The organism is Celeribacter sp. ULVN23_4 (assembly GCF_054788345.1).
This window is the reverse complement of the sequence record NZ_JBTVYO010000010.1, coordinates 37,741-52,934: the sequence shown is the minus strand read 5'-3', so window position 1 is coordinate 52,934 and position 15,194 is coordinate 37,741. Positions and strand designations below refer to the sequence as shown.

Sequence of the window (15,194 nt, the reverse complement as noted above, 5' to 3'; positions counted from 1 at the left end):
TGGTCAGATTATATGACCGCCGATTGGAGGGGACCATGAAAAAAGGCCGGGGGAGACCCGGCCTTTGTTTGAGACTGTCCGCGAAGATCAGGTGATCGGCGTGATGACGATCTCGACGCGGCGGTTCTGCGCCCGGCCTTCCGGGGTCAGGTTGGTTGCAATCGGGGCGTCTTCGCCACGGCCATAGGCCTGAATGCGACCAGAGGCGACGCCATTGGCGCGCACGATAGTGGCAACGGCGGAGGCCCGACGGGTCGAAAGCTCTTGGTTGTAGGTCGCGGAGCCGGTGTTGTCGGTGTGACCGATGATCTGCACCGTGGTGTCCGGATAATCCTGAAGGTTATAGGCCAGCGCGCGCAGGTCGTCCTGCAGGGACGGCACCACAACGGCGCTGTCGGTGGCGAACAGGATGTCTTGCGGCATGGTCACGATCAGCTGCGAGCCGGTGTTGACGATTTTCACGTCATCATTGCCGAGGTCTTGTTGAAGATCGGCGGCTTGCTTGTCGAGTTGTTGACCGATGGCCCCACCGATGGCCCCGCCGATCACTGCGCCAACGGCGGTTTTGGCAAGCTTGTCATTGTCGGACGCGGCCAAAGCGGCGATCCCGCCAAGGGTCGCGCCAACGACGGCCCCTTGGGTGGCTTTGGAATTAGAGTCGTAGGTGTCCATACAGGCGGTCAGGCCCATTGCGGCAACCATAGGGATAGCGATGTAAAGCGGGGATTTCATTTGATCCTCCTGAAAACTGCTCTTTGCGCTGGTTTTATCCTGCTATTTGGACTCTGACACGGCAGATTTTCTCCGCTCACGAAATTGTGGCGGGTTTTCGCTCAGGCGTTTGCGGTGCGCGCGCCTCCGCCTGTGCGCTTTCATAGGCCAAAAGCGCGCGTTTGACCGGCAGGCCCCAATGGTAACCGCCCAACGCGCCGGTTTTGCGCAGTACTCTGTGACAGGGGATGAGCCAGCTCACCGGATTGCGCCCGACCGCAGTGCCGACCGCGCGAACGGCATTCGGTGAGCCGATGGCGCGAGCGATGTCGGAATAGGTGGTGACCTGACCCGATGGGATGGAAAGCAGGGCTTCCCAGACCTTGATCTGGAACGGTGCGCCGATCAGATGCAAGGACATGTCACCGCCACCGATGGCCGCTTCGATATAGGGGGCGACCCGATCCGGCGCTTCGACAAAATCAGCGGCGGGCCAACGAGAGGAGAGATCGGCGAAGGCCTCCTCAGAGGAGGTTTCCGAGGTGAACGCCATAGCGCAAAGGCCGCGATCCGTTGCCATGGCCAGCGCGTCGCCGAAGGGTGTCGCGAACCAACCGTAGGAAATCGTCAGCCCCGCGCCTTTGCGGGCAAACTCGCCGGGGGTCATCGCCTCCCACCGCAGGAACAGGTCATGCAGTCGCCCGGTGCCGGACAGGCCTGTGGCATCGGCGGTGTCGAGCATGTTGTGCTGTGTGTGGATCAACTCCTTGGCGTGGCCGAGGGTCAGATATTGCTGAAACCGTTTCGGCGAGACGCCGGCCCATTGTGTGAAGAGCTTCTGCAAATGATGTGGATTCATCCCCAGCTCAGCGGCCAGCGCATCGAGCGAGAGCGGCAGTGCGGCGCCGTCGATCAGGTCGATGGCGCGGCGAATGACCTTGTAGTGATAGCGGTCTTCAAGGGACGGGATTTCGGCGGACACGGGCGACTCCAAAGGTGCTGCTCCAAAAGGGCTCTCTCACGAGATGCCCCAGAGTAGCGCGGCCTTGCCCCTGTGCCGACCCGAAACTTGTGCAAACTCAGGCCGCGATACGCCGGGTGGCGACGGCGGAGCGGGGGGACAGGACAGTGGCTTCTCCGGTAAGCAGGACCATACGGGCGGTTTTCTGGGTCGTCAGTGTGACATGTCCGAGGCGGGCGGCGATCTCTTCTCGCGCCTCTGGACCAAGCTGCGCAAGCGCGGTCTCATCCGGAAACAGACTTTCGAGCCAGACCCCCTCTGCCAAAAGCAACTCGTGACGGGCCAGCAGCAGGTGGCAATAGGTGTGGATGGGCGGGGTTGTCATGCTCTCCGCCTCCGTCGCGATGTCTCTGACGGGGGCGAGAACCTCCTCCGTCCCGAAATGCAATTCCACCTGCGGGGAGCGCAAAAGCACATGATGAGCGGGCGACAGCACAAGATCGCGCCTCGGGAGGCCGTCTCCCAAAGTCCCCGCCACGATTTGAACGGGCGGGGCGGTGGCGTGGGAGGAGAGGCGCGGCGATAGAACCGCGCTTCGTCCGACCCAGAGCAACGGGCAATAACCATGATCGCGCGTCAAAACCAGATCGCCGGGACGGAGCCATTCCGCGGGCTGCGGTCCTTCGCTGGTCTCTATCATCACGCCGGGGCCGACACCGGACAGGCGCGGGGTGGGGGGCTGTTTCCCCGTGAGGCCTGACATCTTGTCCGTCACGTCATCCATTCGCTTTCCCCGATTGTCTTATTATCGGTTCAGACTGCGGAAGAGAGTTGAACGGCGGGTTAAGGCGAGCGCCCTGATCGGTCCCTGTGTGCTTCGAATTTTACGAAAACTTTGTGCGACACAGGAACAGCTTGCCCGACCGGGCCGTACAAGGCATTAGAACCCTATGACCAAACAGCTCGATTATCATACGATCAAAGAGATTTTCACCCGTTTCCGCGAGGCTGAGCCGGAGCCGAAGGGCGAGCTTGATCACACCAACGCCTATACGCTGGTCGTGGCCGTGGCGCTGTCGGCGCAGGCGACTGACAAAGGGGTGAACAAGGCCACCGCCGAGCTGTTCAAAATCGCCGACACGCCGCAAAAGATGCTCGATCTCGGCGAAGAGGGGCTGATCGAGCATATCAAGACCATCGGGCTCTATCGCAACAAGGCCAAGAACGTCATCAAGCTCTCGAAAATTCTCGTCGAGCAATATGAGGGCGAAGTGCCCTCGTCGCGTGCCGCTTTGGAGAGCCTTCCCGGCGTCGGGCGCAAGACTGCCAATGTGGTTCTCAACATGTGGTGGCATGTGCCGACGCAGGCGGTGGACACGCATATTTTCCGCTTTGGCAATCGCTCGGGTGTCGCGGTCGGCAAAGATGTCGTCGCGGTCGAACGCGCCATCGAGGACCAAATCCCGGCGGAATTTCAACAACATGCACATCACTGGATGATCCTGCACGGGCGCTATACCTGCACTGCGCGCAAGCCGAAATGTCCGGCCTGTCTCATCCGTGACCTCTGTGACTTCGAGGAGAAGAACCTTGACTAAAACCTATCAGGTTGTCGGCATCGGCAACGCCATCGTCGATGTGATCACTCAGGCGGATGATAATTTTCTCGAACTCATGGGGATCGAGAAAGGCATCATGCAACTGGTCGAGCGCAACCGCGGCGAATTGCTTTACGGCTCGATGACCAATCGGGTGCAGGCCCCCGGCGGCTCGGTCGCGAACACGCTCGCCGGGCTTGGCGGTTTGGGCCTGAAAACCGGCTTTATCGGCCGGGTGCATGACGACGCTCTGGGGCGGTTCTACGCGGCGGAGATGGAGGCGGACGGAACCGCATTCGTCAACGCGCCGGTGCCGGGCGGGGAGCTTCCGACCTCGCGTTCGATGATTTTCGTGTCGCCCGATGGGGAGCGTTCGATGAACACCTATCTCGGGATTTCCTCGGAAATTTCCTCGCTGGACGTGTCTCCCGATGTGGCGGCGGACACGGAGATCATGTTCCTTGAGGGCTATCTTTACGACAAGCCGAAGGGCATGGAAGCTTTCGACCGCGCCGCGCAGCTCACCCACGATGCGGGGGGTAAGGTCGGGATTTCCCTGTCCGACCCGTTCTGTGTTGACCGCCACCGCGATCATTTCCGCAAATTCGTGAAGGAAATGGATTTCGTGATCGGCAATGAACACGAATGGGAAAGCCTTTATCAAACGGACCTGTCCACGGCGCTGGAAACGGCGGCGAGCGAATCCGGGCTTGTGGTCTGCACCCGCTCTGGTTCCGATGTGGTGCTGGTTCGCGGCGATGAGGAGGCGGTTGTGCCGGTTCATCGTGTGTCGCCGGTCGACTCGACCGGCGCGGGCGATCAGTTCGCGGCGGGGTTCCTCTATGGTTACGCCACCGGCCAGAGCCTTGAAACTTGCGGGCGTATGGGGATCACCGCCGCCGCCGAGGTGATCTCTCACATCGGCCCGCGCCCGGAGGCGGATATCAAGGCACTGTTCCAGAAAGCCGGTCTGATCTGATCCGATTTTTCGAACCGCGAGATACAGAAACGGCGCGAGATTATCTCGCGCCGTTTTCATTTGAGTATTTCTCCAGCAAAGGAGAGGGGGTCACTTAGTGCGCCTCCGCCCAATTGTCGCCGATGCCGGCATCCACTTCGATGGGCACATCGAGCTTAACGGCTGGCTCGGCGGCGCTTTCCATCACATCTTTCACCGCCTCGATCACCGGATCGCAGGCGTCCTCATCCACCTCGAAGATCAATTCATCGTGGACTTGCAACAGCATGGTGGCGGGCAGGTCTTTGATCGCTTCGGGCATACGGATCATGGCGCGGCGGATGATGTCGGCGGCGGAGCCTTGGATCGGGGCATTGATCGCTTGGCGTTTGGCGAAGCCGGCTTGCGGGCCTTTGGCGGCGATTTCCGGTGTGTGGATTTTGCGGCCAAACAGGGTCTCGACGTATTTGTGTTCTTTCGCGAAGGCCACGGTGTCGTCCATATAGGCGCGGATGCCGGGGAAGCGCTCGAAATAACGGTCGATGAAGCCCTGCGCCTCTTTGCGCGGGATGCGCAGGTTGCGGGCGAGGCCGAAACCCGAGATGCCGTAGATCACGCCGAAGTTGATGGCCTTGGCTTGGCGGCGAACCATCGGGTCCATGCCCTCGATCGGCACGTTGAACATCTCAGAGGCGGTCATGGCGTGAATGTCGAGCCCGTCGCGGAAGGCCTGTTTCAGACTGTCGATGCCCGCGACATGGGCGAGGATGCGCAGTTCGATCTGGCTGTAGTCGAGCGAGATGAGTTTGCGGCCTTTCGGCGCGATGAACGCCTCGCGGATGCGGCGACCTTCTTCTGAGCGCACGGGGATGTTTTGCAGGTTGGGGTCCGACGACGACAGCCGCCCGGTGACCGCGCCGGTTTGCAGGTAAGACGTGTGAACGCGCCCGGTTTCGGCATTGATGAAGGTCTGAAGCGCGTCGGTGTAGGTCGATTTCAGCTTGGAAAGCTGCCGCCAGTCGAGCACGCGGGCGGGGAGGTCGTGCCCCTCTGATGCGAGGTCTTCGAGAATATCGGCGCCGGTCGCATAGGCGCCCGTTTTGCCCTTTTTGCCGCCGGGGAGGGACATTTTGTCGAAGAGGATTTCGCCGAGTTGCTTGGGCGAGCCGACGTTGAAGTTATCGCCCGCCAACTCGTGAATCTCCGCCTCAAGCCCTGCCATCTTCTGGGCAAAGGCGTTGGACATGCGCGAGAGCACATCGCGGTCCACCAGCACACCGGCCATTTCCATTTTGGCAAGCACCGGTGAGAGCGGGCGCTCCAGCGTCTCGTACACCGTGGTGACGCGTTCGGCGTGGAGCTGTGGCTTGAATGTCTGCCAGAGACGGAGCGTGATATCGGCATCCTCGGCGGCGTATTCGACAGCCTTGGCGACATCGACCTTGTCAAAGGTGATCGCCGATTTACCGGTGCCCAGAAGCTCTTTCGTCGGGATCGGCGTGTGGTTCAGATAGCGTTCCGACAGCGTATCCATGCCGTGGCTGTTGATCCCGGCGTGGAGCGCGTAGGACATGAGCATCGTATCGTCATACGGGGCGACTTTGACGCCATTGCGCGCGAAAATCTTCGCGTCATATTTCATGTTCTGGCCGATTTTGAGGATGCTTTCGTCCTCTAGAACGGGTTTGAGCGCGTCCAGAACCATGTTCTTGGCAAGCTGCCCGTCGACAAGGTTCGAGCCGCCGAACAGGTCGTCTTCGCCCATCGTGTGCCCGACCGGGATGTAGCAGGCCTCGCCCGGCTCAACGCAGAGCGAGATGCCGACAAGATCGGCGACCATTTCGTCGAGACCGGTCGTTTCCGTGTCGACGGCGACGTAGCCGCGGGCATAGATCGCATCGATCCAACGCTCCAGCGCGCCCATGGTCGAGACTTTCTCGTAGGCCGTAGTGTCAAACGGTTTCGCTTCCGGCGCGGCGGGGGCATCGGGGGCGGTGGCCGCCGTCGGTGCGGGGGCGTCCGGGATGGCGGGGGCCTCGACGCCGAGCTTGTCGGAAACCCGTTTGACGATGGTGCGGAACTCCATTTCCGTCAGGAATTCCAAAAGCTTCTCCGCGTCAGGCTCTTTCACCTCAAGCGTGTCGAGGCCGAAATCCAGTTCCATGTCACAGTCGAGTTTCACGAGCTGGCGGGAGATGCGAATCTGCTCGGCTTTCTCGATAAGGGTCTGGCGGCGTTTGGGTTGCTTGATCTCTTCTGCACGTTCCAAAAGCGTGTCGAGATCGCCATATTCGTTGATCAGCAGTGCAGCCGTCTTGATCCCGATCCCCGGCGCGCCGGGCACGTTGTCGACCGTATCCCCGGCAAGTGCCTGAACGTCAACGACACGCTCTGGCCCGACGCCGAATTTCTCCTCGACGCCCTCGCGGTCGATCCGCTTGTTCTTCATCGGGTCGAGCATCTCGACACCGCCGCCAACAAGCTGCATCAGGTCTTTGTCGGACGAGATGATCGTCACGCGCCCTCCGGCTTCGCGGGCCTGATGGGCCAAGGTGCCGATGATGTCATCCGCCTCAAACCCCTGAATTTCGATGCAGGCGACGTTGAAGGCGCGGGTCGCGTCGCGGGTCAGCGGGAACTGCGGCACGAGGTCTTCCGGCGCGGGCGGGCGGTTTGCTTTGTAGGCCGGGTAGAGGTCGTTGCGGAAGGTCTTGCCGGAATGATCGAAAATCACCGCCGCGTGGGTCGGGGCGTCATTGCCGCTGGCGTCCTCGATATACTTGAACAGCATATTGCAAAACCCCGAGACCGCGCCGACCGGTAGACCATCGGATTTGCGCGTCAGAGGTGGCAAGGCGTGATAGGCCCGAAAGATAAAGGCCGATCCGTCGATCAGATGCAGGTGGCTGCCCTTGCCGAATGTCATGCGCGCGGTCCCCGAAGTTTCTATGAGGTTTCGTTCGCGCCTTGATAACACGGAAGGCTAGACTGACTGCAAGTCGTCATACGGCCTTGCGTCTGTTTTGGCTCAGGGAACTTTCTTTAGGCGACGCGGGAGGAGGCCAGCCCTTCGAGCATGCCATCGGCCATGAACTGGAGGAAAGCGTGCCATGCCTTGGCGAGATCGTCGGACCAGTCCTCGCCAGATGCCTCTTCGAGTACGTCGACAATCAGCCGGATGAGCAGGGGATGCTTTTCGCGCCAAGACCCGTATTGCGCATAGTCTTGGCCCAGCTTGTGCAAGGTTGCGAAAAGCGCGGTCGGATTGTCGGCGGATAAAAGCGCCAATTCGATCAGGCTGTCTACGATACGGGCCCGCTGGCGCAGGCTGTCGTGATATTGTTCGGCGGCTTCGGGATCGTGCCCGTTCAGATGCTCATAAACACGGATAAACAGCTCCGGCCGTTTCGGGGATAGCGCCCTGAAACTGTTGCGAACCAGTGTGATCTGGTGAGCGGATGGCATGACACGTCTCCCTTATGAACAGGGAGAGCGTAGCCTAGCAACATTTAACGAAAGGAAAACGTGAAAGAAATCTGTCTCACGCGTCTTTGAGACGGGCGCTTTCGTGGATGTATTTCTTGTCGCAATAGGGACATTCGACATAGCAGGTGTCATGCGGGATCACGAGCCAGACACGCGGATGCCCAAGCGCGCCCTCGCCGCCATCACAGGCCACTTTCCAAGAGGAGACCACTTCGGTTTCCGGCGCTTTAATCGTCATCTTGTCGTTCCTTTTGCTATGAACAGGCCATGCAGCAGTCCTTGGCATGGTCTAGGCGTAGCGTGTGGGTCTTTGCAAGGGGGGCTGTGTGGCCAGCGCGGTTGCCGAATGCCCACAGACCGCCTAGATCAAGCCTGCATGATAGCCATCCGCAGGGTGCGGACAAGAGGGAACCGGCGCAAATGTCGGGGCCGGAACGCCGCGAGGGGGAAGACGCCATGAGCAATGCAATCGAAATCGAAGCGCTGCGAAAGACCTATGGGGGCGGCAAAGGGCAAGCGCCGAAAGAGGCGCTCAAGGGCGTGGATCTGAATATTCCGCAAGGCTCGATCTTTGGCCTGCTTGGTCCGAACGGGGCTGGCAAATCGACGATGATCAACATTCTCGCCGGGCTTGTGATCAAGACCTCGGGCAAGGTGCGCATCTGGGGATTTGATCAGGACGTGAACCCGCGCCAGTCGCGCGCCGCCATTGGGGTGATGCCGCAGGAATTGAACCTCGACCCGTTCTTCACCCCGCGCGGTGCGCTTGAGGTGCAGGCCGGGCTTTACGGCGTTCCGAAACGGGACCGGCGCACGGATGAGATTCTCGAACTGGTCGGGCTCTCGGATAAGGCCGATGCCTATGCGCGCACGCTTTCGGGCGGGATGCGGCGGCGGCTCTTGTTGGGCAAGGCTCTGGTGCATAACCCGCAAATCCTCGTGCTTGATGAGCCGACCGCAGGCGTGGACATCGAGCTGCGTCAGATGCTTTGGACCAATGTGCGAAAGCTGAACGAGGAGCGCGGGATGACGATCATTCTCACCACGCACTACCTCGAAGAGGCGCAGGAGATGTGCGATGAGATCGCGATCATCAACCATGGCGAGCTGATCAAGCGCGACACGACGAAGAACCTTCTCGGAGCGATGGACGCCAAGACCCTTGTTATTGAACCGGAAGGGGCCGCGCCAGACATTTCTGGCCTGCCCGAAGGCGTCAAAATGGAGCGGCGTAAAGACGGGACATTGTCCTTTGATTTCTCCCGGCGTCAGACTTCCGTCGGGGCGATCATCAACGCGGTTCAGGCTGCGGGCATTACCATCGGGGATGTGCGCACGATGGAACCCGACCTTGAGGATGTGTTTGTTGATTTGACGTCCGGCAAGTAAGCGGGCCTTTCTTCAAAAATCAAAATACCCAATAAAAAACCCCGCCTTGAGCGGGGTTTTGTCATTTTCAAATCTGGAAATTTCAGTCGCAAACCAGCGGTCCGCAGGGCTCACCACCCAGAAGGTGGACGTGAAAATGCGGCACTTCCTGATGCGAATGTTCGCCGGAATTGGTAATCAGGCGAAAGCCCTGACCGCCCGCAGATTCGGCGACGCCCAAAAGCTCGGCCACCTTCGCAACGGATTTGAAAAAATCGAGCTGTTCGGCATCCGAGGCCGCCTGCACGAAATGGTCGTAGCAGCGGTAGGGGCCTTTCGGGATCACCAGCACATGGGCTTTTTTCTTTGGCGTGATGTCAGGGAAAGCCAGCGTGTGTTCGCTTTCGAAAACCGGGCTCGACGGGATTTCCCCGCGCAGGATTTTCGCAAAGATATTCTGGTCATCATAGGGGTAGGGCATGGCTTTCTTCCTCAGTCGGAAAACAGGTAGTGCATCGAAACGATCTCGCGCGCCTCATCTTCTGAGATGCCGAGGAAGCGCGCAAGGGGGAGCGCATTTTCTTCCGGCGTGTTCGATTGCGAGATGCGGTCGTAATTGTCGAATTCCGCATCGCGGATACGGTCGCTTTCATGATTGATGTCCGCGCGGATCGTCGGCAGCAGGCGTTGCAGCGCCTCTGGCGGGGTCGTGTCTCCGGCCAGTCCGGTGCGTTTGGCGTGGCCGATCAGGTAGTCATCGGTAAATTCGCAGTCGATTTCGAGAATCCGTGTGCCGGAACGGTCTGCGTAAAAGTCCCGGATCAGGTCGATGCCCTGCGGGTCGATACAGACGACCATCCGGTCGGCGTCGAAATAATCGAATAGCATGCGTACCCAGGCTCGGCGGTGGCGCGTACGCTTTTCCAAGCTTTTCTCGATCCCGCCGAGGTCCGGCAGATAGGTGTTTTCTTCGTTGAACAGGTATTCGAGGCAGGGGATGTCGCTATGTTCCTTGATCTGCGACACCAGCCGTTTTGCGACGTGCCATTTCTTGCAGACGATCATCAACAGTTCGCGGTCGCGCCCCAGCGTGCTTTCTGTCTCCCAGAACCTTTGCGCAAAGCGTCGCCCTTTGCGCCCGCGCCCGGTGAGGAATTGATAGAGCGAGCGTCCTTCGTTGGAGATGCGGAAATCGACCCCGGTGGCGGCGAAGAGATCGCCGAGACGTTTTCGCAATTCTTTCGCATCGGGGGAGATTTTGCGGGCGAAGAGATAGTCCTGCGACAACAGCAGATCGTAGTGATCGTTATAGAACACCACGGGCATGCCGTAATCGGTGAACATCAGGAAGGTCAGCGTGCGGGTGTTGATCTCTTTTTCCGGCACCAGATGGCGCACGAGGGTCTGGAAAAAGGTTTCATCCGGAATCCATGTGGTCCGGAAGAACTGCATCACGTCCTTGCGCTGTTTGGTGAAATTGAGAATCCACTCGATCGTGCGGCGGCGCAGGCACCACCATTGCGAGCCGATCATCATCTGCAGATCATCCGGGATGTCGCGTTTGAGGCCCAAACGGCGTTGTAGGTTAAGGCTTTGGTAAAACAGCCACTTATGGGTGCGCTCGTTGAACCAATGGCGGTAGGTCAACCGCTCTTCCTTGATCCCGGTCTTGATCCAGTCGCTCTCGAAAAAGTCGAAACTTTCAATGAAATCCATGTCCTCGCGGTCGAGATAGTCATGGATGTATTCGGCGGTTTTGATCGCCATGCAGTCGCCCGACAGCATGTAGAAATGCGTGGCGCGCGGAAAGGATTGCTCCGCCGCTTCAACGGCATAGAGCGAGGCTTCGACGAGGCTCCATGCGCCCCAGCCGCATTTGATGCGCTTGGTCGCATAGGCGACATTGGGATTGTCCTTGAGGCCTTCGCGGATCATGTCGAAAGCGTCTTTGCCGCCACGCGCATCGAAGTGGATGGATATATAATCCCCGGCTCGCGTCAGCCTTCGGGCTTGATCGATGATCGCCTCAGGGTCTTTATGGCACAGCAAGATGAAGGCAATTCGTGCCATATTGGAAACCTTGACCTCGATATTTGACGCTTTGTTTGCATATAGAGCGTAGCCAATCATTGAATAATCAAGGATAATTTGATTTTAAAGCGAAAAGGCGCGCGGGCATCGCGGCATATATGGAGTTTTGGTAACTATGGGCTTTCCCGGAACCTGGATGACCGAGAGCGAGAGCGTGGTCTATCGTGTCGTCCCGAAATGCGCCTGCTCAACCATCGGCCAGATCATGTTCTATTCCGATCATGGCGAGTTTTTCGATGGCGATATCCATGACAGCACCGACCGGATGCACAAATGGGCACAGGACGGCAGTCAGGCACTGATCGAGGCCAATGTTCAGGCGCATAAAAGCTATGCCTTCACCTGTGTGCGCAACCCGTACACGCGGGTTCTGTCGTCCTTTTTCGACAAAATTTGCGGCATCCAGCGCAATGGCCGTCGCTATCGCGGCAATCTCGTTCCGCAGCTGATCCAGAAATACGGCATCGAAGTCGGAGGCGATGACGGCAAGCAGGAGTTCGACCAGATCGCGAGCTTTCGGCGATTCCTTTTGTTCGTACGCGACACCATCCGCTGGCGTCGCCCGATGGAGCCGGACATTCATTGGTCGGCCATGTCGGGCCATGTGGCCACGTTCATCGTGAACGGCGGCACCTATGACAAGATTTTCTTCACCGAGAAATTCAACGAAGGCATGCAGGATGTACTCGATCATATCGAGACGCCCCATGCTGTCGATCTGACGCAAATTCCGCGGTTCAACGAATCTGAGGGGCACGGGCCCAAGCGCTTGCACCCGGTTGAGGATTACTTCGATGACTTGTCGATGCACCTGATGTGGGAAATCTACAAAAAGGATTTCCAGCTGTTCAAATATGACTTTGAGAATCCCGCCAACAAGATGCCGATCGGAGAGGTCGATCTGGCGGAGGTGCATGCGAAGCTCGGGGACTGAAGGCTTTTCAAGGGGCTAAAGTAAAACGCCGCCGGATGATCCGGCGGCGTTTTTGCGTGTTGTCGTGGAGTCGGGCGTTTGCCCATGAACCGCTTAGCGGTAGGTGTCAGCCGTTTTGACTGCGAGCGGTGCGCCGTTGCTGCCGACCAGCACGAATTCGACGGAGGATGCCGGGTGGGAGGACAGGCGGACTTTTACGTCGGTGTTGGCGCCAGCGTTCACGTCAGTGGAGCCGAGCAGTGCGCCGCGTTCGCCGCCGTGGAAGTCGTAGACTTGCAGAGTGGAGTTTTCGTCAGCGCGAACGAGGTCCACGGAAGCCACGTTTTTCAGGTCGTTTTGGCTGCCGGGCATGATGTAGTTCGGGCCAGCGAAAGCGGCGGAACCAGCAACGGCAACGAGAGCGGCGGCGGAAAGAGTTTTCAGAGAGAAGGTCATTGTTTTGGTCCTTTATAAGTGTTCGGCGCTGAGTGTGTGTTTTTGCGCCTTTCGATGAAAATGAATTTAGTCATTCGACACGCTTGTGTAAATGCGAACTAATACTCAAAAAATAACCGAGCTATGTGCAAAAAAGTTGTTCACAATTTCGAGATTTACTCTGGAAAATGGGCATATCTTTCTATCCGTGTTAAAAATAAGGCATTGTGCGCCAAAACACATATCTGAGTCGATTTGCCCCTCGGGGTCTCGGGGCTACCCCGTAGCGTCCTTTTTGTAAGTGTTTCGCAGGATCATGCGATGGATTTTCCTCTGGCTTTTCAAGACCGATGTGGCATGGATGTTGTCATGTCCCACGATCATTCTCATCCTCACCATTCACACCATCATCATCACATAGACCCGAATGCGGGCGATGTGCGCGTAGCCGGTGCCATTGCGGTCAACTTGCTCCTGACTCTGGTGCAGATCGTCGGAGGCGTGATTTCCGGCTCCATGGCGCTGATCGCGGATGCGATTCACAATCTTTCGGACGCACTGTCGCTGGTCATCGCGTTTGGGGCGCGCAAGATTGCCCGCAAGCCGCGGGACGGTCAGATGACCTTTGGCTACGCGCGCGCGGAGATTGTCGCGGCGATGGTCAATTACACCACCCTGATCGTCATCTCGGTCTATCTCTTTGCCGAAGGCGTCTCGCGCCTGTTCAATCCGCCGGAAGTGGCGGGCTGGACCGTGGTTCTCATCGCCGGGGCCGCTTTGGTGGTTGATCTGGTGACGGCGGCACTGACTTGGGCGATGTCGAAAGACAGCCTCAATATCCGTGCGGCCTTCCTGCACAATCTCGCGGATGCGGCGACCTCGGTCGCGGTGATCTTCGGTGGGGTGGTGATTCTGCTTTGGGACTGGCGTCTGATCGACCCGCTCTTGACCTTACTTATTTCCGTCTACATCCTGTTTCACGCCTTCATCGAAATCCGCCCGGTGATCCGCATCCTGATGCTCAGCGCGCCTGAGGGGCACCGTGCCGAGGAAGTGAAAGGCGCGATGGAAAAGGTCGAAGGTGTCGAGGATGTTCATCATGTTCACCTCTGGCAGATTGATGAGCACCGCACCTCGGTCGAGGCGCATGTGGTCACGGATAGAGACCCGTCCGAAGTTCTGGGGGCGGTAAAGCGCGTTCTGCGGGAGCGGTTCGGGATTGCCCATTCGACATTGGAAGTCGAAGTGCCCGGTGCGGGCTGTGCCGGAGATGCGCCGGGCGTCCCGCCTCTCTCTTAAAGGGGGCGCTTAAACGGCAATTGCCTGACGGAACCAGTCAAGCCCGTCATCGGTGCGGGCTTTCGGTACATATTCCGCAGAGATCCACCCCGCATACCCGCTCGCATCCACTTCTTTGAAAAACGCCGGATAGTCGATCAGGCCTTTCATCGGCTCATGCCGCTCCGGCGCACCCGCGATCTGGATATGCCGCACATAGGGGGCGTAGCGTTCCCAAGCCGCCATCGCATCGCCAGTGATGATCTGGGCGTGATAGGCGTCAAATTGTAGCCCGAGATTCAACTCCGCCACCGCGTCGAGCACCTCAATCGCCAGATCGAAATCGTCGAGGAAATAGCCCGGCATGTCCTGCGTATTGATCGGCTCAACCGTCAGGCTCATGTTCGGCGCTTCCTGCGCCGCCCAAGCCAGATTGCGTTTGAAGGTCTCTAGCGCCACCACGCCCTTCGCCTTGCCCGCCATGATATGCATGTGATCGGCTTTGAGGAATTCCGCATAGCGCAGCGCCCGTTTGAAGTCGCGTTTGAAGCGCTCCTCCAGCCCCGGCACGGCCGCAAAACCCCGTTCGCCGCCCGTATAGTTCGGCGGTGGCACATTGATCAGCACCATCTCAAGGTCCAGATCGGCCATCCTTCTTGCGATCTCGGAGGCCGGTTCGTCATAGGGAAAGAGCACTTCCACCGCGCTGAACCCCGCCGCCTTCGCCTCGGCAAAGCGTTCGAGGAAGGGGTATTCCTTAAAGAGAAAGGACAGGTTGGCAGCGAATTGGGGCATCGGGCGGGATCACTCCAGAGTGGAGGCTTTTGCGATCTCGAAGAAGGCCCCTCCCGACCAGACGCCATAAACCGTCACGCCGTCAATCTCTCGCGTGGCGGCAAGGTCAACGAGTCGGAAAAAGCTTTTGCGGTCGATTAATGCCTCTAAACCTGCGCGCACTTCGACATAGGGAGCGGGCTCACCGTCGCGGCTTTCCACCCGGATCGGATGTGCTGCATCTGCCGTGACCTTGTCACCGACGGAGGTCAGGAAGGTGAGGTTCTGCGCTTCGCCTTCTCCGTCGGTTTCAAAGTCCACAGCCAGAAACGGCGCGTCGTCCACAGTGATTCCCACCTTCTCCACCGGCGTTACGAGGAAGTAGTTGTCGCCTTCGCGTTTCAGCACGGTCGAGAACAGTCGCACCAGGGACGCGCGCCCAATCGGGGTGCCGAGATAGAACCACGTTCCGTCCCGCGCGATCCGCATGTCGAGATCGCCGCAAAACGGGGGATCCCACTTGTCCACGGGCGGCAACCCGCGTCCTTCGCTGGATCGGATCGCTGCTGCAATGCTTTCTGCGGAGACAGTCATCGGAAAATCCTCCCTTTAACCCTTTTG

Annotated in this window: 16 protein-coding genes; 5 read left to right on the top strand and 11 right to left on the bottom strand. The window is 58.9% G+C overall.

Annotation, left to right across the window (positions count from 1 at the left end; translation table 11 throughout):
• Positions 1-87 precede the first annotated feature (87 nt).
• From ACYBHZ_RS17505 to ACYBHZ_RS17495, 3 genes are all read right to left on the bottom strand, one after another.
• Positions 88-732, bottom strand: a complete 645-nt coding sequence (locus tag ACYBHZ_RS17505; protein WP_460275591.1) for an OmpA family protein — start codon at positions 730-732, stop codon at positions 88-90.
• Positions 733-808: 76 nt separating this feature from the next.
• Positions 809-1,705 (bottom strand): methylated-DNA--[protein]-cysteine S-methyltransferase, encoded by an 897-nt coding sequence (locus tag ACYBHZ_RS17500; protein WP_460275590.1) that lies wholly within the window; start codon positions 1,703-1,705, stop codon positions 809-811.
• 85 nt (positions 1,706-1,790) lie between these two features.
• Positions 1,791-2,456 carry a Hint domain-containing protein gene (locus ACYBHZ_RS17495; RefSeq protein ID WP_460275589.1) on the bottom strand — a complete coding sequence of 222 codons (666 nt, stop codon included), beginning with the start codon at positions 2,454-2,456 and terminating at the stop codon, positions 1,791-1,793.
• 166 nt (positions 2,457-2,622) lie between these two features.
• Between ACYBHZ_RS17495 and nth the strand changes: the two genes are divergently transcribed.
• Together nth and ACYBHZ_RS17485 are read left to right on the top strand one after the other, a co-directional pair.
• A complete protein-coding gene (gene nth / locus ACYBHZ_RS17490; RefSeq protein WP_460275588.1) occupies positions 2,623-3,270 on the top strand; it encodes an endonuclease III in 648 nt (215 codons plus the stop codon).
• Complete coding sequence (locus ACYBHZ_RS17485; RefSeq protein ID WP_460275587.1) at positions 3,263-4,249, top strand: adenosine kinase; 987 nt, start codon at positions 3,263-3,265, stop codon at positions 4,247-4,249. The genes nth and ACYBHZ_RS17485 overlap by 8 nt, the downstream gene beginning before the upstream one ends.
• A 94-nt stretch (positions 4,250-4,343) precedes the next feature.
• On the opposite strand, the gene polA is transcribed toward ACYBHZ_RS17485, so the two are convergent.
• The 3 genes from polA to ACYBHZ_RS17470 form a co-directional block, all read right to left on the bottom strand.
• On the bottom strand, positions 4,344-7,154 hold the full coding sequence (gene polA, locus ACYBHZ_RS17480) for a DNA polymerase I (RefSeq protein WP_460275586.1): 2,811 nt from the start codon (positions 7,152-7,154) through the stop codon (positions 4,344-4,346).
• 116 nt (positions 7,155-7,270) lie between these two features.
• A complete protein-coding gene (locus ACYBHZ_RS17475; protein WP_460275585.1) occupies positions 7,271-7,693 on the bottom strand; it encodes a globin domain-containing protein in 423 nt (140 codons plus the stop codon).
• A 76-nt stretch (positions 7,694-7,769) separates the two neighbouring features.
• The gene (locus tag ACYBHZ_RS17470; protein ID WP_460275584.1) at positions 7,770-7,952 is read right to left on the bottom strand and encodes a zinc-finger domain-containing protein; all 183 of its coding nucleotides are present in this window, start codon (positions 7,950-7,952) and stop codon (positions 7,770-7,772) included.
• A 218-nt stretch (positions 7,953-8,170) separates the two neighbouring features.
• Here ACYBHZ_RS17470 and ACYBHZ_RS17465 point away from each other — a divergent pair, with 218 nt between their 5' ends.
• Positions 8,171-9,103, top strand: a complete 933-nt coding sequence (locus tag ACYBHZ_RS17465) for an ABC transporter ATP-binding protein (RefSeq protein ID WP_460275583.1) — start codon at positions 8,171-8,173, stop codon at positions 9,101-9,103.
• A gap of 82 nt (positions 9,104-9,185) precedes the next feature.
• On the opposite strand, the gene ACYBHZ_RS17460 is transcribed toward ACYBHZ_RS17465, so the two are convergent.
• Together ACYBHZ_RS17460 and ACYBHZ_RS17455 are read right to left on the bottom strand one after the other, a co-directional pair.
• Positions 9,186-9,563 (bottom strand): HIT domain-containing protein, encoded by a 378-nt coding sequence (locus ACYBHZ_RS17460; RefSeq protein WP_460275582.1) that lies wholly within the window; start codon positions 9,561-9,563, stop codon positions 9,186-9,188.
• A gap of 11 nt (positions 9,564-9,574) precedes the next feature.
• Positions 9,575-11,152, bottom strand: a complete 1,578-nt coding sequence (locus ACYBHZ_RS17455) for a DUF5928 domain-containing protein (protein WP_460275581.1) — start codon at positions 11,150-11,152, stop codon at positions 9,575-9,577.
• Positions 11,153-11,288: 136 nt separating this feature from the next.
• On the opposite strand from ACYBHZ_RS17455, the gene ACYBHZ_RS17450 reads away from it, so the two are divergent.
• On the top strand, positions 11,289-12,107 hold the full coding sequence (locus tag ACYBHZ_RS17450; RefSeq protein WP_460275580.1) for a sulfotransferase family protein: 819 nt from the start codon (positions 11,289-11,291) through the stop codon (positions 12,105-12,107).
• Between the two features lie 93 nt (positions 12,108-12,200).
• Here the strand turns inward: ACYBHZ_RS17450 and ACYBHZ_RS17445 are convergent, their stop codons facing one another.
• Complete coding sequence (locus tag ACYBHZ_RS17445; RefSeq protein WP_460275579.1) at positions 12,201-12,542, bottom strand: hypothetical protein; 342 nt, start codon at positions 12,540-12,542, stop codon at positions 12,201-12,203.
• A gap of 348 nt (positions 12,543-12,890) precedes the next feature.
• On the opposite strand from ACYBHZ_RS17445, the gene ACYBHZ_RS17440 reads away from it, so the two are divergent.
• A complete protein-coding gene (locus ACYBHZ_RS17440) occupies positions 12,891-13,820 on the top strand; it encodes a cation diffusion facilitator family transporter (protein ID WP_460275578.1) in 930 nt (309 codons plus the stop codon).
• A gap of 9 nt (positions 13,821-13,829) precedes the next feature.
• On the opposite strand, the gene ACYBHZ_RS17435 is transcribed toward ACYBHZ_RS17440, so the two are convergent.
• Positions 13,830-14,594, bottom strand: coding sequence for a hydroxypyruvate isomerase family protein (locus tag ACYBHZ_RS17435; protein ID WP_460275577.1), 765 nt, complete (start codon positions 14,592-14,594; stop codon positions 13,830-13,832).
• Positions 14,595-14,603: 9 nt separating this feature from the next.
• Positions 14,604-15,167, bottom strand: a complete 564-nt coding sequence (locus tag ACYBHZ_RS17430; RefSeq protein WP_460275576.1) for a DUF1285 domain-containing protein — start codon at positions 15,165-15,167, stop codon at positions 14,604-14,606.
• Positions 15,168-15,194: the final 27 nt, after the last annotated feature.